This window comes from Pseudoalteromonas sp. MEBiC 03607 (assembly GCF_004792295.1).
GTDB lineage: Bacteria > Pseudomonadota > Gammaproteobacteria > Enterobacterales > Alteromonadaceae > Pseudoalteromonas > Pseudoalteromonas lipolytica_C.
In genome coordinates this window covers 1775120-1795824 of the sequence record NZ_SRRY01000001.1, presented here as the reverse complement: position 1 = coordinate 1795824, position 20705 = coordinate 1775120, and the positions used below count along the sequence as shown (strand labels likewise).

The following is a 20705-nucleotide window of genomic DNA, read 5'->3' as shown; positions in this document are numbered from 1 at the left end:
ATGTGGTATTTTGCCTGGATTTTAGGTGTTCTATTAGCCTGTACACTGGGGGTGATCAACGTAATGTGGTACGAATTTCACCAACATAAAGATTCAATCGCTGATGATGAGCTAGAGCTATACGCGAGACTCAAAAACAACGATGACAACTAAACCCCGACCAAATCGCGCGCAGCAGCAAACGCTGCGCGCTTTTTTAAAGCAGTATAGCCAGTCCGCTTCAGGGCTTCTTAAATTAAGCATTAGTCTGGGCACACTCAATGCCCTGTTAATGATTGCCTCTTGTTACCTTCTTGCGAACGCGGTTCATCAAGTTATGTTTGAACAAGCAAACTTGCAAGCCGTAAGCCCATTGTTATGGCCTCTTGCGGGGCTCATTTTAGTTCGTGCTTTGTTGGTTGCGCTAAGTGAACGGGTGAGTAACCTTGCCGCGTTAAAAATAAAAAACGTGATGCGTAATACATTGCTAGAAAAGCTCAGCAAACTTGGACCAGCATACACTGAACAAAAAGGTCACGGCGCAACACTTAACACCTTACATAATGGGGTTGAAGCACTGCATCAATATTACGCCAACTACATTCCAAGTGTGGCTTACAGTGCGCTTATTCCATTAGCCATATTGGTCGTAATTTTTCCAACCGATTACAAAGCAGGCCTCATATTCCTTTTAACAGCGCCACTTATCCCCTTTTTTATGATTTTAGTGGGCCATAAAGCGGAGCAGTTAAACCAAGAACGCTGGCAACAGCTAGCGGTACTTGGCAATTACTTTTTTGACCGATTACAAGGACTGACTCAACTTAAGCTTTTTAATGCAACCAAGCGTGAGCTAAATAGCATAAGTCAGATATCTGATGATTACCGTGGTGCAACCATGGGGGTGCTGAAAGTCGCCTTTTTATCATCTTTCGCTCTTGAGTTTTTAGCCACCATTAGTGTTGCCCTTGTTGCTGTGATCATTGGCTTTAGATTATTTTTTGGTACGCTCGATTTTGCGACCGGTTTTGTGGTGCTATTACTGGCCCCTGAGTTTTACTTACCACTTCGGCAAATGGGCACTCATTATCATGCAAAACTCGAAGGGATCAGCGCCGCTGCTGATATGGTCGATATAATCAATCAAAGCGACGCCGATGAACATTTGGGTACCTCTAAACTTGAGTTACCGATAAAAGACATACAGCTGAATGCGCTTACTTTTCACTACCCTGAGACAAACGAAGGGGTGACTGATATCAACTTAAGCCTGCCAAGCACAGGCTTAGTTGCCTTTGTAGGTGAAAGCGGCTCGGGTAAAAGTACTTTGTTTGATTGTCTATTGGGTTTTCATCATCAAGTCAACAATGCCATTCACATTAACGGACAGCCACTGAGCGATACCGCCTTAGCTGATTGGCAAGCACAGCTTGCGTGGATCCCACAACAAGCCACATTATTTTATCGAACCGTTGCAGATAACCTACGATTAGCAAAACCAGATGCAAGCCAAGCTGAACTTGAGGAAGCGGCTAATAAAGCTGGTGCGCTTGAGTTTATAAACGCCCTACCTAATGGCTTTGATACACAGCTTGGTGAACAAGGAGAAGGCCTCTCAGGGGGGCAAAAGCAGCGTATTGCCCTTGCCCGTGCATTTTTAAAAAATGCCCCTGTGCTAATGCTTGATGAGCCTACAGCTCACTTAGACAGCCAAACAGAGCATTTAATCAACCAAGCAATCCGAGATTATGCAAAAGATCATTTAGTGCTGGTTATTGCTCACCGACTGAATACAGTTAAACATGCCGACACCATTTACGTTATGCAACAAGGTCAAATTGTTGAGTCTGGTCATTATCAGCAACTCACCGAACAAGCAGGCCTATTTGCTAAGCTTGTGAGCCAAGGTGAAGCCCATGCATAACTTCATACGTTTATTAAAACTTTGCAAACCTCATGCAAGCATGCTGCTTTTGGGGGCTTTTTTAGCAAGCTTAACGGTACTTGCAAATGTCGGTTTACTCGCCATCTCGGGCTGGTTTTTAGCAGCCATGGCAGCGGCGGGTATTGCCGGTGTGCAGATGAACTACTTTACCCCTGCAGGGGTGATCCGCTTTTTAGCTATCGTGCGCACAGCGTCTCGTTACGGCGAGCGAATGATAACTCATAACGCTACCTTTTTGTTACTGAGCGAAATTCGCGTAAAAATGTTCAAGACTCTTAGCCAACTCAACAACGTTGACTTAGCAATGACTCGTAGTAGCGACTTGTTCAACCGCCTACAAAACGATGTTGATGCGTTAGATAAGTTTTACCTAAATGTGCTGCTGCCAATTATCGTCGCTCTTATCAGTATTCCTATCGTAATGGCATTCATGGCAATGTATAACGCTGATGTTGCATTGCTATGCTTTATTTCATTAATGATTATTGGCGTGTTACTTCCGGCTCTATTGAGCCATAAACTTCGCCAACAAGCACATGCTGAAACACAGCTTTCAGCAGAGTTAAGATCTGAGCTTGCTGATACACTATCAGGTGCCAGAGAGCTTGCAGTATATCAAGCACACGCCGCGCAGCTTGCCCATTGTGATTCACTCAGTAAGCAATACAACAGCTTGCTATATAATCGACACAAAGCCATAGCAAACAGTAATGGCTTAAGCACTTTGGTGATCCAACTCACCATGCTTGCCAGTGTATTTATGATAATTCCACTGGTCGCAACAGCTACTATGAAAAACGTTGAACTAGCTATGCTCGCGTTATTTGTATTAGCCAGCTTTGAAACTGTACTAACTTTGCCAAGTGCGTTTATAGAATTACCAAATGCTTTAAGCGCAGCACAGCGACTATTTACACTTGAAGACAAACTCGAAGAGCATAATGAACAGAAGCAAGCATATGCAATACCACACAGTGCTCTTGGCCTTGAGTTCAAAAATGTTAATTACCGATACCAAGGCGCAACCAGTAACGCACTGAATGAAATTAACTTATCAATTGCTTCAGGCAGTAAATTAGCTCTAGTTGGTGCCAGCGGCAGTGGCAAAACCACTCTGGTTAACTTACTAACAGGGCTTTGGCCTATCCAATCAGGCACGCTTGAACTAACCACTAAAGAAAATACTTTTGAGCTAAGCAAGCTTAGTCATCAGCAGCGCTTCAAATGCATGACTATCGTGGCTCAGCAGCATCATATTTTTGATGGCACGCTTCGGGAGAATCTTCGCTATGCAGCTTTTGATGCGACTGATGAAATGCTCATTGAAGCCTGTGAACAAGCTGAACTTGGCTCATGGTTAAGCAATTTAAAAGATGGGCTAAACACTCGTTTAGGCACCGCAGGCAGAAAGCTATCTCATGGTCAGTCACGTCGTGTTGCCATTGCCCAAGCTCTATTAAGGCAAGGTAATTTAATCATTCTTGATGAGCCAACAGAGAGTCTAGATAACCACACTAAGCAAAACTTGCTGACTACGCTTGAGAAAATATGGGCAGATAAAACCATGCTAACCATTACTCACGACCCAGCAATGCTAAGTCGTGTTGATAAAGTTATTTGGTTAGAACAAGGACAAGTGAGAGCCCTTGCAAGTCATGCTGAATTAGTTGCTAATGAAGCTGACTACGTAGAGCTTATTACCCGCTTTTAATCTAGCTGCTCAACGGTAACGTCAATCACACCTTGCTTTGTTGATGCGATTTGTGAAAACGCCTTTTTTGATAAATCAATAATACGACCGCGGATAAATGGGCCGCGGTCATTAATGGTCACAATCACGCTTTTATTATTAGCAATATTAGTGACTTTTACTTTGCTACCAAAGCCAAGTGTTTGATGAGCCGCGCTCAATGCCTGTTGATTAAACACCTCACCACTTGCAGTAGTTCGGCCATGATATTTATCAGCGTAATAACTGGCTTTGCCTTTTTCTATCGTTCCCTTAGTTACCGAAGGCGCAGTACTACAACCAGTTATAATTAAACTTAATAAAGCAAAGAGGATAAGTTTGTTCATATTATTGAATCCTTTTTTTGCCATAAAGGTAGCAAGCGCTTACTTAGCGAAACCTGAACTATACTGATTTACCTAATTAAGCGAATTAGTATAAAAACAAAAAAGCCACCTTACGGTGACTTTTTGTGTATCACTTATAATTAGCGAATAATGCCGCGCTCAGAGCTTTTCACAAAGTCTATCATCAGCTGAACAGCAGGATACTTTGCTGCATCTTCAGTTAACTCGGCGATAGCTTCTTCAACACCTAAACTCTTACGGTAAAGCGTTTTATATGCACGACGGGTTGCCATAACTTCATCACTTTCAAAACCTCGGCGTTTCATGCCTTCAGTATTGATTGCTACAGGGCCAGCCGGCGTGCCAATAGTAGTTACAAATGGTGGTACATCTTTATTTACGCCAGAGTACATACCTACAAAGGCATGAGCACCAATTTTACAAAATTGATGAACACCAGAGTTACCCGCGAGAATAACCCAGTCACCTACGTGTACGTGACCAGCAACAGAGGCATTGTTAGCAAATATAACGTTATCACCAATTACAGCATCATGTGCAACATGGGTGTACGCCATAAATAAGTTGTTACTACCAATTTTTGTCACACCTTGGTCTTGGATAGTACCACGGTGAATTGTTGCACACTCACGGATCACATTGTTATCACCCATGATCAGCGTAGTTGGTTCATTCGCGTATTTTTTGTCTTGGCAAGCTTCACCAACCGATGCAAATTGAAAAATATGGTTACCAGAACCAATCGTCGATGGGCCTTTAACAACCACATGAGATTCGATGATACAGTTGTCACCAATAGTTACATCGTTTCCGATATAGCTATAAGGGCCAACTGACACATTTTTGCCAAGTTTTGCACCTGGTTCGATTATTGCCGTAGGATGAATCACTATTAAAACTCTCTTCTCGCACACATGATTTCGGCAGTACACACCACTTTGCCGTCAACTTTTGCTTCTGCTGCAAACTTCCATATATTGCGGCGCTCTTTTACAAACTCTACATGCAAATGCATGGTATCGCCAGGTAATACCGGCTGTTTGAATCGTGCATTATCAATCGCAGCAAATAAATACAGTTCATTGTCACTACGGTTTTCAACTGTTTTAAAACCTAACAAGCCCGTAGCTTGAGCCATTGCTTCTAGGATCAACACACCAGGAAAAATTGGTTGGTTAGGGAAATGACCCGTAAAAATAGGTTCGTTCACTGTTACATTTTTAATTGCATGTAACGACTTGCCTGGCGTGTAATCTAATACACGGTCAACAAGTAGCATCGGATAACGATGCGGAAGTAAACTCAAGATATCTTGGATATCAAGACTATTTAATTCATTTGCCAAAATAGCATCCTTATTTGTCTTCAATATTGAGTGACTTTGTTAGAGACTCAAGTGCTTTAATGCGGTCTTTCATATCACCGAGGTTTCGGATATGGGCAATACTACGTCGCCATTCTTTATTGGTTAGATGTGGCAAGCCCGAAGAATAAATCCCAGGTTCTGTGATTGCCTTAGTCACCATACTCATACCGGTGATTATAGCACCATCGCATACGCTAATGTGACCATTAATTGCAACCATGCCACCAATCTGACAATTCCGACCAATAACTGTACTGCCAGCAAATACCGTACAGCCAGCAACTGCAGTACCCGAACCGATCTCGACATTATGCGCTATTTGACATTGATTATCGATAATTACATTACTATGAATGATAGTATCGTCAAGTGCACCACGGTCAATGGTCGTTGATGCACCTACTTCAACTTTGTTACCAATAATTACACGGCCTAGCTGTGGAATTTTAATCCACTCACCACGCTCATTCGCATAGCCAAAACCATCGCTACCCACAACTGTATTCGCTTGAAATAAGCAATCACTGCCGATTTCGACTTCATGGTAAACACATACATTTGCCCAAAGCTTAGTGCCTTGGCCAATTTTTGTATTTTCACCGATAAAGCAGCCTGGACCAAGTTGTACGTCGTTGCCGATAACAGCCCCCGCTTCAATCACCACATTAGCAGCGATCGCGACATTATCACCAATACTGGCTGAATCGTGAATGACTGCACTTGGGTGAATACCAGTAGCAGCTGAACGCGGCGTGGTATCCATAAGCTGGGCAAGCTTGGCGTAACATACATAGGGGTTAGCAACCACAAGCTTATTGCCTGTAAAAAACGCTGCATCAGCCTCGGATAAAATCACCGCACTGGCTAATGTATCGTTCAATTGTGAGCGATATTTCTTGTTCGCTAAAAATGCAATATGCCCAGGTTGGGCATTTGCAAGTGTTGATATTTTTGTAATCTCTGTGGCGCCATCACCCTGAAGTTCGGCGCCTAAAAGATCCGCAATCTGCGAAAGCGTGTAATTATGCATATATGATTTCTATTGCTTACTTACTTTTTCAACTACTTTATCTGATAAATCAGATACTGTTTTAGGGTTAAAATAAATTGTTGTTTCTTTAACTTTAACTTCATCAAACTTGCCAGCTTTAGCCACTTCTTCGATTGCATCTAAGATTAGCTTTTGAACTTTAGCTAACTCTTGGTTTTGACGCATCTTGATTTCTTGCTCTAAAGGACGGCCTTTTTCAGCAAGTTGTTGCTGCATACCTTGAATCTTAGTACGTAATTCATCTTTCTGCTTATCGCTCATCGTTGTTGATTCACGCTTGAACTTTTCAGCTTCAAAACGAATATCGCCTTGTAACTTTTCTAACTCTTGACGACGCTCAGAAAACTCAGCTTCAAGTGACTGCTCAACTTTCGCCATTTGAGGGATTTGCTTGTAAATTTCTTGCATATCAACAACACCTACTTTGTGCGCAAATGCATTTGTTGAAAGGCCCATAGATAAAGTAGCAAGCAATGCGAAGGCTGTTGATTTAATTGATTTTTTCACGTAAAAACTCCTTTAGAATGTATTACTAATATTAAAGCTGATGGTCTTCGTATCGTCATCTTCTTCTTTTTGCAATGGATACGCAAAACTAATCAGCATTGGACCCATTGGAGAGATCCATTGTAATGAAAGACCCGTTGAAACCCTAAAGCGCATTGGATCTGAATAATCATCCAATTTTGCGCGTTGATCGGTCGACAGGTTTTGATAACGGTCAATGTTAAACTCTGTGTCCCATATGTTTGCTGCATCTACGAAGAAGCTAGTACGTACAGAGCTGGTGTTTTCTTCATCTAAGAAAGGTGTTGGAACGATTAGCTCCATCCCTGCTACCGCTTTGGCGTTACCACCAATTCGGCCTGCTGTGTATAACTCGTCAAACTCTGATGCACCACCAATGCTACCTGTTGTAGTACCATCAGGTAATGGTGTACCAGGAATACTTTGCGGAACACGAGAAACAGCACGTGGTAGAATCGTATTTCGATCGAAGCCACGTAATTCCATTTCGGTAATTCTGAAGAACTCCTGGAACGGCAATGTTTGGTCATAACCATTAGTTGTTCCATAACCATTACCATAACCAAGTGCTGCACGTGTTGAGAATACCCAACGGTGATCATTACTAATTGGCCAGTAGAAACGCGAATCATAATTTATCTTAAAGTACTGTAAATCAGAGTTCGGCGTTGTCGCTGTTAAGTTAAGTGATTGACGCGAACCAGCCGTTGGGAATAAACCACGGTTTACGGTAACACGCGACCAACCTGCACTAAGCTCATACTTAGTAAAGTCAAAACCTGCATCAGGGTTTTCTGGGTCTAAGAAAGTTTCACGCATTACACGAGTTTGCTCGTATTCAGCAATGTCAGATAACTCTTCTTGGATCCAACGAACACCAAAATTGATACGGTTAACAGCATCGATTGGGAAGCCAATATTGGTACCAATACCATAGCTCTTTGATTTATAGTCGATTAGACTGAATTTACTTGCATCATAGTTGCTGTAGAAGATACTACTCCCTTGCGATACACCATCTGGCGTAAAGTAAGGGTCTGTATAAGAAACACTGATGCGTTCAGAACCACGTGAGGTATTAATATTAAAACCAATTTGGTTACCGGTACCTAAGAAATTTGATTCACTAACACCGATATTAAATTGCAGACCTAAGTAAGAACCATAAGCAAGGCCAGCGTTAAAGCTACCAGCTGATTGTTCTTTAACAGTAAAATCGACATCTACTTGGTCATCAACTCCCGGTACTGGCACAACATTAAAATCAACACTTTCCATGTAAGGTAAACGTTGAATTTGTAGTTTAGAGCGCTCTAAGCTTTGATTTGATAACCACGCACCTTCAAGCTGGGTCATTTCACGGCGTACTACTTCATCAGAGGTATTTTGGTTACCACCTACGATAATACGACGAACATAGACGCGCTTACCTGGGTTAACTGACAAGGTTAATTGAACTTCTTTTTTCTCGTCATCAATCTCTGGGATTGTGCGTACTTCAGCGTTGGCATAACCAAAACGCGCTAAATAGCTTTTAATGAATTCTTCAGAAGACGTAACCACCGAGCCATTATAAAGCTCACCCGTTTTCAGCGGGATAACACTTTTGATTAACTCTTCGCGACCAAGCAAGTCACCAATAAAATCAAACCCTTTTACGGTGTACTTTACACCTTCAGTGATATTAGCTGTTACGTAAACTGAGTCACGTTCAGGACTAACTGAAACTTGGGTTGAATCGATATTAAAACGAAGGTAACCACGGTCTAAATAGTAACTACGAATTTTTTCTAAGTCGCCTTCAATGGTTTGCTTTTGATAGCGGTCGCTCGACATGAACTTCCACCACGGCAAATCTTGTTGTGACTCAGCTAATTTAAGTAGCTCTTCATCAGAGAATAATTCGTTACCAACGAGGTTAATTTGACGAATAGAAGCGGCATCGCCTTCATCAAATTTAAACAATAGCTTCACACGGTTACGTGGCAGCTTAGTGATAGTTACATCCACTTTAGCATTGTACTTACCGATACTATGGAAAAACTCAACTAAACCTTTTTCTATATTATCAAGAACAGTTTTATCAAGTGGCTCACCCGTACGAATATCTTGCTGATCGAGCGACTCATTTAACTGCTCATCTTTGATGTCTTTATTACCATCAAATTCGATCATGCTGATCGTTGGGCGCTCTGTTACGCGGAAAATAACACTGTTGCCATCGCGTAATGCTTTAATATTATCAAAGTGACCTGAACGATAGAGAGCCTTTATGGTTCTTGAAATTGTATACTCATCAATATTATCGCCCACGTTGATTGGAATATGCGTTAGCGCTGCACCTAGAGCAACACGTTGTAAACCTTCAACTTTTAAATCATCTACAATAAAGGAGTTTTGGCCTAGGGCTGCAAAGCTTGCACCTAATAAACTTGAAACTGCCAAATGTTTTTTTATAGCCATTTTATTATCTTTATCCTTTACAACTGTATTACCGCTCAACACCTTGTAAGTTAAACTTTTGCGGTGTTTTACAATCGTGTTCAAATTGGAATTTTTCGCTCATTTGTTATAAACGCGATACATCATTGAACAAAGCGAAACATGTTAAAAACAGGAGCAGCAACGCACCCACTTTAAAACCAAATTCTTGCGTCTTTTCAGAGACCGGCTTTTTGCGAAAAAGTTCAATTATGTAATACATTAAGTGCCCACCATCAAGCACTGGCAACGGTAATAAGTTAAATACACCTAGGTTTACACTTATTAATGCTAAGAAGCTTAAAAAAGCAACCAAACCATAGCTTACGCTAGTTCCCGCACCGACTGCAATGCCTACAGGGCCACTTAAATTTTTAACCGACACCTGACCGGTAATTAAATTACCAATCATGTCGAAACTTAGTGTGATTAAACGCCATGTTTCTTGTATGCCCAGCACAATACTATCGACAGGGCCATAATGTCTAGTTTCAATATAATTTTCTGGCCATGGCTCAACCACTGGAGACACACCTAAGAAACCTTGTTCAACACCTGAATCATTGATTTGGCCTTTAGGTGTAACAATAAGCTCTTTAATACTATCTTGTCTTTGTACACTAATTTGTAAGGATTTGTTAGGTGATTGCTGAATTAGTGAAACTAACTCGTTCCAAGTGCTGATATTTTCACCATTTACGGCAATAATTTTATCATTTACCTGTAATCCTGCCTGTTCTGCAGCTGACCCTTTACTGATCATCGCTACCTGCAGTAAGGCGTTAGGTCGAAAAGGTACTATACCAATCGATGTTAGTGGTGGTACATCTTGCTGATCTAATTTCCAGCCATCTAAGTTAAGGGTACGCACATGCTTTTGATAGTTTTGGTCACGAAGCGTAACAACAACGCTTTGCTCGCCTAAACGGCTCATCAATGAGAAGGTGGCATCTTGCCAAGTGCTGATATCGTCTTCACCGATTTTAATAATTTGTTGGTTCGGCTCAATATTAGCAGCTGCAGCACGGCTTCCTTGAGTCACTTCCCCAACCACAGGTTTTAATGACTGAACGCCCACCATGTACATGACAGCTAAAGCAAAAATAGCAAATAAAAAGTTCGCCATTGGTCCGGCTGCAACTATCGCTATACGTGCTTTTACTGATTTGGCATTAAATGATAAATGACGCTGTTCTGGCGGTACTTCGTCAACACGCTCATCAAGCATTTTGACATAACCACCTAGTGGGATTGCCGCTATCACATATTCTGTTTGCTGTTTGTCATACCACTTGATCAACGGCTTACCAAAGCCAATTGAAAAACGCAGTACTTTGACACCTGCCTTACGTGCAACCCAAAAGTGACCATATTCATGCACTGTCACTAAAATGCCTAAGGCAAGAATAAATGAACCCAGATTCCAAAAAAAATCAAACATGCTAATTAATGCCTCTTCTAACAAACTCAGTGGCTTTAATGCGAGCAGCTTCATCACAAGCCAGGATCTCGTCTAATGTATGCACATTAACATCCTGTGTTGCTGCTAGGGTTTGTGAGTTAATACGAAAGATATCTGTAAACTTAATCTGGCCAGCTAAAAATGCAGCAACTGCAACTTCATTTGCAGCGTTGACAGTGGTTGTTGCACCCTGCCCCATTTCGCATGCTTCAATCGCAAGTTTTAAATTTGGATATCGTGCATAATCTGGCTTAGTGAAAGTAAAGTCTGCAATCTGTGCAAAGTCGAGAGGTTTAACCCCAGCATCAACGCGCTCAGGAAATGCTAAAGCGTGAGCTATAGGAGTGCGCATATCTGGATTACCCATTTGCGCAAGCACTGAGCCATCTTGATATTGCACCATAGAGTGAATAATACTTTGCGGGTGTATCACCACTTCAATATCGCTTGCTTGGCAATTAAATAACCACTTGGCTTCAATAAACTCAAGGCCTTTATTCATCATAGTGGCTGAATCGACAGATATTTTTTGTCCCATCGACCAATTAGGGTGTGCCACCGCTTCTGCTACAGTCACGGATGGTAATGTCGCTAAATCACGCGTTAAGAAAGGACCACCAGAACCAGTAAGCAAAATTTTGCTCACACCATGATCGGCAAGTAAACCCGATGCAGTTTGTAGCGATGCAGGCATACACTGGAAAATAGCATTATGTTCGCTATCGATTGGCAATAAAGTAGCACCATGTTGTTTAACTTTATCAATAAACAACTGACCCGACATAACTAGAGACTCTTTATTAGCAAGCAATACTTTTTTGCCCGCCTCAACGGCGCTTAAAGTAGGTAACAAGCCTGCTGCACCGACAATAGCCGACATGACAGTGTCAGCATCAGTATGAGCAGCAAGCTCGCTCATAGCACTTGTACCTGCAAGAATCTCTGTTTTACAAGAGCTACTGGCAAGTAAGTTAGACAGCGCAGCCGCGGCGTGTTGATCTGCCATTACGGCAAACTTAGGTTGATGTGCAATACATAGTTCAGCCATTTTCTCGGCATTTTTACCAGCAGCTAAGGCAAAAACAGCAAAGCGCTCTGGGTTACGAGCAACAACATCTAAGGTGCTTAAACCGATTGAACCAGTTGCGCCTAATACGACGAGTTGTTCTACTTTGCTCATAAACTCAATGTCCATGCGTAACAAAGTACAAAAATAGGTGCAGCAGCTGTTAAGCTATCGATGCGGTCTAGAATACCACCATGACCTGGTAAACATGAACCGCTGTCTTTCAAGCCAACTTCACGTTTAAACATACTTTCTAATAAATCGCCTACCGCTGAAAACAGCGCAATAAATGCTGTCATAATCGCATAAATTGGCCACACAGCCATATCAACATTGCTGTAATGACAAAATACTAAAACAAAAATAACTGAGGCCACCACGCCACCAAGTAGGCCTTCAATGGTCTTATTTGGGCTCACTTTTGGCATTAGTTTGTGTTTGCCTAAGTTTTTACCAGTAAAATATGCACCGATGTCTGCGCTCCAAACAATGCCTAAAACCACAAGAATAAGCATAGAGCCGAAATGGGTTGATTCGCCATAGCCTGCGCTACGCAGGGTATTTAAAGCTAACCAAAGTGGTACGAGTGTTAAAAATCCGGCAATGGCACGCATCACAATGCCTTCATTCCACGCTTTTGCCATAGCGGGATAACGCCAAACTAAGTAAGTAGCTACAATCCACCAAGCAAACGATAGCGTGAATAGATAGTTTGCATCACCTACTAGTTGACCATTTTGCCAAAGCGAGTCAATCGGCCAATGCCAATTTAATAATGCAAGAAACACCGCTGTTGCAGCGACAAATCCAAAACGTTTAACTTTATCGCATAGCCCCATAAACGCAGACCATTCCCATGCACCGAGTAATACGATACCGGCGGCGATATAACTAAATAGAGTTAATGGGGTATAAAATACCAATACAAGTGCAAGTGGTGCCAACACGAGCGAGGTTAAAATTCGTTGTTTTAGCAATGTGTGTACCTTCAACTAGTAATTAGGTCTCGGCGAGTAATTGTTTTATTTGTTCGCCTGTACAACCAAATCGTCGCTCTCTGGCAACGTAACATGCGATAGCATCGGCAAAAGCAGCTTCATTAAAGTCTGGCCAAAGCGTATCGGTAAAGTAAAGCTCAGCGTAAGCTGCTTGCCATAAAAGAAAGTTACTAATGCGCAAATCACCACCTGTGCGGATCATTAAATCAAGCTCAACTTGATCTGCCATGCTCATGTGTTCACTCATGAGCTCTTCGGTAATCTCTTCAGCGGCCATTTCACCGGCTGCGACTTTTTTTGCAAGCATGGTTGCGGCATTGGTAATATCCCAACGGCCACCATAATTAGCAGCAACGTTTAATTGCAAGCCCGTATTATTACGGGTTAACTCGTGTGCTGCATCAACTTTATTACGCAAATTCTCAGAAAAGCGTGATAAATCACCAATTATATTGAGCTTTACATTATTTTTATGAAGCTTTTTAACTTCTTTGCCCAACACGAATAAAAATAGCTCCATGAGCGTATTTACTTCGTCCTCTGGGCGTCGCCAATTTTCGCTACTAAATGCGAATAGTGTTAACGACTGTATACCTAAGCGAGTACAAAATTGCACTGATTGACGAACCGCATCAACGCCTTTTTTATGCCCATAAACACGTGGGCGATTTTTCGCTTGAGCCCAACGACCGTTACCATCCATGATTATAGCGACATGCTTAGGCAAACTTTGCTGGGAAATTTTATCAGCGTTAAGAACCATAAATATCGAGTATTCCATAAAAAAACGCCGTCTAGTATACCCCAGCCGGCGTTTCAAAACTAATAAATTTGCAATGACCTGCTTGCCTTTCAGGATTCATCCCGAAAAGAAAAACAAGAGCTTTTAGATTTCCATCAATTCAGCTTCTTTCGCTGTTAATTGTGTATCCATCTCTTTGATGAACTTATCTGTAAGCTTTTGGATTTCGTCTTCTGCTTGACGCGCTTCATCTTCAGAAATTTCTTTGTCTTTCAATAAGCTCTTAATGTCGCCATTTGCGTCACGACGAATGTTACGAACAGCAACACGGCCGCCTTCAACTTCACCACGTACAATTTTGATAAGGTCTTTACGACGCTCTTCAGTAAGTGGAGGAAGTGGAACACGGATCACAGTACCAGCAGACATAGGGTTTAAACCTAAATCTGATGCCATTATTGCTTTTTCTACCGCTTGCGCTAATGACTTGTCGAACACGCTGATTGCAAGTGTACGCGAGTCTTCAATTGTTACATTAGCTACTTGGTTTAGTGGCGTGTCAGCACCGTAGTAAGACACTTGAATACCGTCAAGTAATGCAGGGTGAGCACGGCCTGTGCGAATTTTAGATAATTGACTGCCTAGTGCCGCAACACTTTTTTGCATACGTTCTGACGCATCTTTTTTGATATCGTTAATCACGGTTCAATCCTAATCTATTTATTAATTTCATCCGAGGCTTGTGAAGAGATAAGCGTTCCTTCATCTTCGCCCATAATTACACGCTTAAGCGCGCCTGATTTATTCATGTTAAATACACTTAAAGGCATATTATGATCACGGGCAAGCGTGAATGCCGCTAAGTCCATAACCTTTAGTTCTTTATCAATGATCTCATTGTAGCTTAAGTGGCGATATAATGTCGCGTCTGGGTTTTTCACTGGGTCATCTGAATAAACACCATCAACTTTTGTCGCTTTAATTACGGTATCAGCTTCAATTTCAATACCGCGTAAACACGCTGCAGAATCAGTGGTAAAGAATGGGTTACCTGTGCCTGCAGAAAAGATAACAACACGACCAGACTTTAATAAGCTGATAGCTTCTGCCCAGTTGTAAGCATCACACACGCCATTTAATGGAATGGCAGACATTAAGCGACAATTTACAAATGCACGATGCAAAGCATCACGCATTGCCAAACCATTCATTACCGTAGCAAGCATACCCATGTGGTCGCCCACTACGCGGTTCATACCTGCTTCTGCTAATGAACCACCACGCAAGAAGTTACCGCCACCGATAACTAAACCTACTTCTACGTCGAGCTCTACAAGTTCTTTAATTTCTTGAGCCATACGGTCAAGTACTTTCGGGTCGATGCCGAAGCCTTCGTCTCCCATTAATGCTTCACCGCTAAGTTTAAGAAGAACACGTCTAAAAATAGGTTTACGATTGATAGTCATAATATTTGGGCCAGCCTTAATAATGAGATAAAAAATAACCGCGCTATGGTTACACATAAAACGCGGTTATTTTAAAGAATTTTCATCAGTGACGCAAAAGCTAATAACAGATTAATTTCATCTAATTGTCCTACGTCACTAAGTTAGAAAATTACTCGCCTTTTGCAGCAGCGATTTGAGCAGCTACTTCAGCAGCGAAGTCTTCTTCTTTACGCTCGATACCTTCACCAACTTCTAAACGGATGAAGTTAGTAACAGTTGCGCCTTTCTCTTTAAGAATTTCGCCAACAGTTTTCTTAGGTTCCATGATGAAAGCTTGACCAGTAAGAGAGATCTCACCAGTGAATTTCTTCATACGACCAACAACCATTTTCTCAGCGATTTCAGCAGGCTTGCCTTCGTTCATCGCGATGTCGATTTGAACTGCTTTTTCTTTTTCAACAACGTCAGCTGGTACGTCTTCTGGGTTTACGAACTCAGGCTTAGACGCAGCTACGTGCATAGCAACTTGCTTAAGTGTTTCTTCGTCAGCTTCACCAACTACAACAACACCGATACGGTCGCCGTGGCGGTAAGAAGAAAGTTTGTCACCGTCGATGTACTCAACGCGACGAACATTGATGTTTTCACCGATTTTAGCAACTAGTGCAACACGCGTTTCTTCGAACTGTGCTTTAAGTGCATCGATGTCTGCTTTAGATTCTGCAGCAGCGTCTAATACTTCATTCGCGAAGCCAAGGAAGTTTGAATCTTTAGCAACGAAGTCAGTTTGACAGTTAACTTCAAGAAGCGCAGCGAAACCGTTACCTTCTTTGATTAAGATTGTACCTTCAGCAGCGATGTTACCTGCTTTTTTAGCAGCCTTTGCAGCACCGCTCTTACGCATGTTTTCAATCGCTAACTCGATGTCACCGTTAGTTTCAGTTAACGCTTTTTTACAATCCATCATGCCAGCGCCAGTACGCTCGCGTAATTCTTTAACTAGGGCAGCAGTTACAGCCATTAGAATATCCTCAATTGAATTCTGTTATAGGGAAGCGGTATGGGCCGCTTGACAAGAATAACAAGTCTTCACCTTGATTAGATGAAGACTTGATGACAGCTAATTATTCAGCTTCTACGAAGTCGTCTTTTTCAGCTTGAGCAACGATGTTGTTCTCACGACCTTCAGTGATCGCAGCTGATACAGCGCCAGTGTAAAGTTGAATAGCACGGATCGCATCGTCGTTACCAGGTACGATGTAATCAACACCGTCTGGGTTAGAGTTAGTATCAACGATAGCAACAACTGGAATACCTAGGTTGTTAGCTTCACGGATAGCGATGTGCTCGTGGTCTGCATCGATAACGAAAAGTGCGTCAGGAAGACCGCCCATATCTTTGATACCACCAAGGCTCTTTTCAAGCTTTTCCATTTCACGAGTAAGCATTAACGCTTCTTTCTTAGTTAACTTTTCGAAAGTACCGTCTTGGCTCTGCGCTTCAAGGTCTTTAAGACGCTTGATTGATTGACGAACTGTTTTCCAGTTAGTCAACATACCACCTAACCAACGGTGGTTTACGTAGAACTGCTCGCTTTGAATAGCTGCTTCTTTAACTGCTTCGCTTGCTGCGCGCTTAGTACCAACGAAAAGTACTTTACCTTTGTTAGAAGCTGCGTTCGATAAGAACTTAAGTGCTTCGTTGAACATTGGTACAGTTTGCTCTAGGTTGATGATATGAACACGGTTACGAGCGCCGAAGATGAAAGGCTTCATCTTAGGGTTCCAGTAACGTGCCTGGTGACCAAAGTGAACACCAGCTTGAAGCATATCGCGCATTGAAACGTTTGCCATTTTATAATCCTCTATAATTTAGGGTTAGGCCTCCACATATCCCATAGCACCAACACCGTAGTTAATTTGTAACTTAAGTGCACCCAAGTGTATGTGACGATACGTGTGTGTGTTAAAATAAAATTGTGTTTGTCTTAAATACAAAAAATCAGTTAAGAATTTATTTGTAAAAAGACGGCGCGCTTTATACCATATTAAAATTGAAAACTCAACGTCTAGTGCAAAATTTGTGCACTAAAAACTGACCTGAAAAACAACTTTGGAGCCTCAATGAGTGCTGTGATCAAGACCCCTGAAGAAATCGAAAAAATGCGTGTTGCCGGGCGCTTAGCCGCCGAGGTACTTGAAATGATAGAACCGCATGTGGTGCCAGGTGTAACCACAGATGAACTAAATACAATTTGTCATGATTATATTGTTAATGTTCAAGATGCTATTCCAGCACCGCTTAATTATCACGGTTTCCCAAAATCAATTTGCACCTCAGTGAACCATGTAATTTGTCACGGTATTCCGAATGACAAACCGCTCAAAGAAGGTGATAGCGTAAATATTGACGTTACTGTGATCAAAGATGGCTATCACGGTGATACTTCTAAGATGTTCCATGTAGGTACACCTAATATTCAAGGTAAGCGCCTTGCGGATATTACGCAAGAAAGCCTATACCTTGCTATTAAAATGGTTAAACCTGGCGTGCGCTTAGGTGATATCGGTGCTGCAATTCAAAAGTACGCTGAGAGCTTTAACTATTCAATTGTTCGCGAATACTGTGGTCACGGTATTGGTGCTGAGTTCCACGAAGAGCCACAAGTAATGCACTATGGAAAAGCAGGTACTGGCGAAGTATTGAAAGCTGGTATGTGCTTAACAATCGAACCAATGGTCAATGCCGGTAAACGTCAGTGTAAATTACTAAAAGACAACTGGACAGTTGTAACAAAAGACCGTTCTTTGTCTGCGCAGTGGGAACACACACTACTAGTGACTGAAAATGGTGTTGAAATTTTAACGCTCCGATCAGATGATACTATCGACAGGATCATCGAACACTAGGAGCCAGCCCCTGTGGCATTACCCAATAAAGTAAAAAAGTTGCTCAGCCAAGCTGAGCAACTTAGCGATTATCGCGACTGTTCTAGTTATTTTTATAAATGGCTACAGAACGAATTCTCAAAACAACCCGTTAGCAACTTAATTAATGCCCGTGCTGAGTTTATCGACCGCTTATTAATTAAACTGTTTCATGATTACGACCTTGCTCACGAAAGTGACTTAGCACTTATCGCTGTGGGTGGATATGGTCGTGGCGAACTACATCCCTACTCCGATATCGACTTTATGCTGCTGGTTAGTGAACAGCCCAGTGAAGCCGTATGCGAGAAAATTGGCCAGTTTGTCACCATGCTTTGGGATCTTAATTTAGAAATTGGTCACAGCGTTCGTACAATAGAACAAGCATTAGAACAAAAACGCGAAGATGTGACATTTGCCACCAGCTTGCTCGAAAGCCGATTAATTTTTGGTAATCACATTGAATTTGAAAAACTCAAAAATCATTTGATTGATACACCAATTTGGCGCTCAGACGAATTCTTTTTGGCAAAAGTACAAGAACAAAGTTTACGCCATAAAAAATGTCATGGTACGGCTTATAATCTTGAACCAAACATCAAAGAAAACCCAGGTGGCCTGCGCGATTTACAGACCATTATTTGGGTAGCTAAAAAGCACTTTAGAGCCGAAACATTACAAGAACTAATAAATCACGGCTATCTTACTCACGAAGAATACCAAGAGCTTTCTGAATGTTTAGAAAACCTTTGGAACATTCGTTTTGCGCTGCACATCGCTGCGGGGCGATCTGAAAACCGTTTACTGTTCGACCACCAACCTCACGCAGCAGAAATTCTTGGCTTTGGTAGTGAAGGTAAGGCCTCAGTTGAGCGCATGATGAAGCGCTTATTCCGTATTATGAGCCGCGTGCGTGAACTCAACCAAATGCTACTTTCATACTTCGAGCAAAGTATTTTGCCAGGTGCTGGTGAGTTACCAGTGGTTGAGCTTGACCGTAACTTTGAACGTATTGGCCATCAAATTCGCGTAAAAAACCCGTCGGTATTTTTCCGCCGAGATCAGCTATTTGTGTTGTTCGAGCATATTGCTGATAACCCTGAAATTACCCATATCTACCCAAGTACTATACGCACAATGCGTCAAGTACGTCGCCGGTTACTCGGTGATTTACAAGATTACGCCGCTTGCCGTGAAGCATTTTTGCGCTTAATTAAACACCCAAATGGTATGGGTCGCGCATTTACCTTAATGCACAAGCACGGCATTATCGCGGCCTATTTACCGCAGTGGCGTAATATCTTTGGGCAAATGCAATTTGATTTATTCCACGCCTATACCGTAGATGAGCACACCCACAAACTAATCAACAATATTTATAAATATTTTGATAAGTCAAAAGTCAGCGAGTTTCCGCTTTGTAGTGAAATCGTCACCCGCATGGATAAACCTGAGTTACTTTATTTAGCGGGTATATTCCATGATATCGCCAAAGGCCGTGGCGGCGACCACTCTGAACTAGGCTCGGTTGATGCGATTGCGTTTGCTAAATTGCACCGTTTCCCGTCATCAGACGGCAAGCTTATTTCATGGTTAGTGGCTAATCACTTACTTATGTCGGTCACTGCACAGCGTAAAGATATTAATGACCCAGACGTAATTAAAGACTTTGCAAGCAAAGTAAAAAATGAGCGCCAGCTAGATTATTTATATTGCTTAACCTTGGCCGATATTCGTGCCACTAACGATAATCTATGGAACGATTGGAAAAACACCCTACTACGTGAGCTGTATTTACATACCCAGCGAGCACTGCGTTTAGGTCTTGAAAACCCAATGGATCAGCGCGACCAGATTCGTGATAAAAAACAGCAAGCCAAGCAGCGCTTATTGAATCACGGCTGCAATGAAGACCAAATTGACTTAATTTGGAGCCGCTTTAAAGCGAATTATTTTACCGCCTTTAGTGAGCAACAAATTTCGTGGCAAACAGAGCACTTATTAAATTGTGAAGATTTAAGCCTACCAAGCGTCACTGTTTCTGACACCGCAATGCACGGGGGGACGCAAGTATTCGCTTACAGCCCATACTCAGGGGGTTTATTTGCACGCTTGGTGAGTGTAATTGGTTCGAAAAAAGCGCAAATCCAACATGCCCAGGTGTTAACGACTAAAGATGGCTATGTGATTTTTAGCTTTGTTATTTTAGAAGTTAATGGTGACCCGATTGCAAGTAGCCGTGCGCAAGGCATTAAGCGTGCATTAGAGCTTGCGATTAGCGATCCGAAAAAGAAAATTCGCATCAAAAAGAACCGCTCACAGCGCTTTAAAGACTTTAATATCAAACCAAAAATTGTGCTTAGACCGCATGCTCGTAAAGATCGCAGCTTAATTGAAATCCAAGCGGTGGATATTCCGGGTCTATTAACGAAAATTGCTGAAGTATTTCAAGCACACTTATTACATATTCATGCCGCGCGGATCACCACTGTTGGTGAACGTGCAGAAGATTTCTTCGTGGTATCAAATAACGAATACCAAGCATTAACAGACGAAGAACAGGCTAAAATTCATCAAGCATTGCGTAAAAAACTCAACGCAGAAACCGAATAAGA

The 20705-nt window shown here is 42.0% G+C and carries 19 protein-coding genes; 5 read left to right on the top strand and 14 right to left on the bottom strand.

What is annotated here, in order from left to right; translation table 11 throughout:
* The 3 genes from cydX to cydC are packed head-to-tail and all read left to right on the top strand — an operon-like array spanning position 1 to position 3635.
* Positions 1–153 (top strand): cytochrome bd-I oxidase subunit CydX, encoded by a 153-nt coding sequence (gene cydX, locus E5N72_RS08235; RefSeq protein ID WP_036969707.1) that lies wholly within the window; start codon positions 1–3, stop codon positions 151–153.
* A complete protein-coding gene (cydD, locus tag E5N72_RS08230; protein ID WP_135924019.1) occupies positions 143–1903 on the top strand; it encodes a thiol reductant ABC exporter subunit CydD in 1761 nt (586 codons plus the stop codon). The genes cydX and cydD overlap by 11 nt, the downstream gene beginning before the upstream one ends.
* On the top strand, positions 1896–3635 hold the full coding sequence (gene cydC / locus E5N72_RS08225; protein WP_135924018.1) for a thiol reductant ABC exporter subunit CydC: 1740 nt from the start codon (positions 1896–1898) through the stop codon (positions 3633–3635). The genes cydD and cydC overlap by 8 nt, the downstream gene beginning before the upstream one ends.
* Here cydC and E5N72_RS08220 read toward each other — a convergent pair.
* From E5N72_RS08220 to rpsB, 14 genes are all read right to left on the bottom strand, one after another.
* Positions 3632–4000, bottom strand: a complete 369-nt coding sequence (locus tag E5N72_RS08220; protein ID WP_135924017.1) for a septal ring lytic transglycosylase RlpA family protein — start codon at positions 3998–4000, stop codon at positions 3632–3634. The genes cydC and E5N72_RS08220 overlap by 4 nt on opposite strands.
* A gap of 140 nt (positions 4001–4140) precedes the next feature.
* A complete protein-coding gene (gene lpxA, locus E5N72_RS08215) occupies positions 4141–4911 on the bottom strand; it encodes an acyl-ACP--UDP-N-acetylglucosamine O-acyltransferase (protein ID WP_135924016.1) in 771 nt (256 codons plus the stop codon).
* 2 nt (positions 4912–4913) lie between these two features.
* The gene (fabZ, locus tag E5N72_RS08210) at positions 4914–5366 is read right to left on the bottom strand and encodes a 3-hydroxyacyl-ACP dehydratase FabZ (RefSeq protein WP_135924015.1); all 453 of its coding nucleotides are present in this window, start codon (positions 5364–5366) and stop codon (positions 4914–4916) included.
* A gap of 10 nt (positions 5367–5376) precedes the next feature.
* Positions 5377–6417, bottom strand: coding sequence for a UDP-3-O-(3-hydroxymyristoyl)glucosamine N-acyltransferase (gene lpxD / locus E5N72_RS08205; protein WP_135924014.1), 1041 nt, complete (start codon positions 6415–6417; stop codon positions 5377–5379).
* Between the two features lie 9 nt (positions 6418–6426).
* A complete protein-coding gene (locus E5N72_RS08200; protein ID WP_135924013.1) occupies positions 6427–6945 on the bottom strand; it encodes an OmpH family outer membrane protein in 519 nt (172 codons plus the stop codon).
* Positions 6946–6957: 12 nt separating this feature from the next.
* Positions 6958–9429 (bottom strand): outer membrane protein assembly factor BamA, encoded by a 2472-nt coding sequence (gene bamA, locus E5N72_RS08195; RefSeq protein WP_135924012.1) that lies wholly within the window; start codon positions 9427–9429, stop codon positions 6958–6960.
* Between the two features lie 106 nt (positions 9430–9535).
* Positions 9536–10888 carry a sigma E protease regulator RseP gene (gene rseP, locus E5N72_RS08190; protein WP_135924011.1) on the bottom strand — a complete coding sequence of 451 codons (1353 nt, stop codon included), beginning with the start codon at positions 10886–10888 and terminating at the stop codon, positions 9536–9538.
* Position 10889: 1 nt separating this feature from the next.
* Positions 10890–12089 (bottom strand): 1-deoxy-D-xylulose-5-phosphate reductoisomerase, encoded by a 1200-nt coding sequence (gene ispC, locus E5N72_RS08185; RefSeq protein WP_135924010.1) that lies wholly within the window; start codon positions 12087–12089, stop codon positions 10890–10892.
* Positions 12086–12952, bottom strand: a complete 867-nt coding sequence (locus tag E5N72_RS08180) for a phosphatidate cytidylyltransferase (RefSeq protein ID WP_135924009.1) — start codon at positions 12950–12952, stop codon at positions 12086–12088. The genes ispC and E5N72_RS08180 overlap by 4 nt, the downstream gene beginning before the upstream one ends.
* A 22-nt stretch (positions 12953–12974) precedes the next feature.
* On the bottom strand, positions 12975–13754 hold the full coding sequence (locus E5N72_RS08175) for an isoprenyl transferase (protein ID WP_135924008.1): 780 nt from the start codon (positions 13752–13754) through the stop codon (positions 12975–12977).
* A gap of 105 nt (positions 13755–13859) precedes the next feature.
* Positions 13860–14417, bottom strand: coding sequence for a ribosome recycling factor (frr, locus tag E5N72_RS08170; protein WP_135924007.1), 558 nt, complete (start codon positions 14415–14417; stop codon positions 13860–13862).
* Between the two features lie 14 nt (positions 14418–14431).
* Complete coding sequence (gene pyrH, locus E5N72_RS08165) at positions 14432–15181, bottom strand: UMP kinase (RefSeq protein WP_135924006.1); 750 nt, start codon at positions 15179–15181, stop codon at positions 14432–14434.
* A 151-nt stretch (positions 15182–15332) separates the two neighbouring features.
* Complete coding sequence (tsf, locus tag E5N72_RS08160; RefSeq protein WP_135924005.1) at positions 15333–16184, bottom strand: translation elongation factor Ts; 852 nt, start codon at positions 16182–16184, stop codon at positions 15333–15335.
* Positions 16185–16287: 103 nt separating this feature from the next.
* Complete coding sequence (gene rpsB, locus E5N72_RS08155; protein ID WP_054562046.1) at positions 16288–17016, bottom strand: 30S ribosomal protein S2; 729 nt, start codon at positions 17014–17016, stop codon at positions 16288–16290.
* 246 nt (positions 17017–17262) lie between these two features.
* Between rpsB and map the strand changes: the two genes are divergently transcribed.
* Positions 17263–18072: a type I methionyl aminopeptidase gene (map, locus tag E5N72_RS08150; RefSeq protein ID WP_268833789.1), complete on the top strand. Its 810-nt coding sequence runs from the start codon at positions 17263–17265 to the stop codon at positions 18070–18072.
* A 12-nt stretch (positions 18073–18084) separates the two neighbouring features.
* Positions 18085–20703 carry a [protein-PII] uridylyltransferase gene (gene glnD / locus E5N72_RS08145; protein WP_135924003.1) on the top strand — a complete coding sequence of 873 codons (2619 nt, stop codon included), beginning with the start codon at positions 18085–18087 and terminating at the stop codon, positions 20701–20703.
* The last annotated feature ends 2 nt before the right edge of the window (positions 20704–20705 follow it).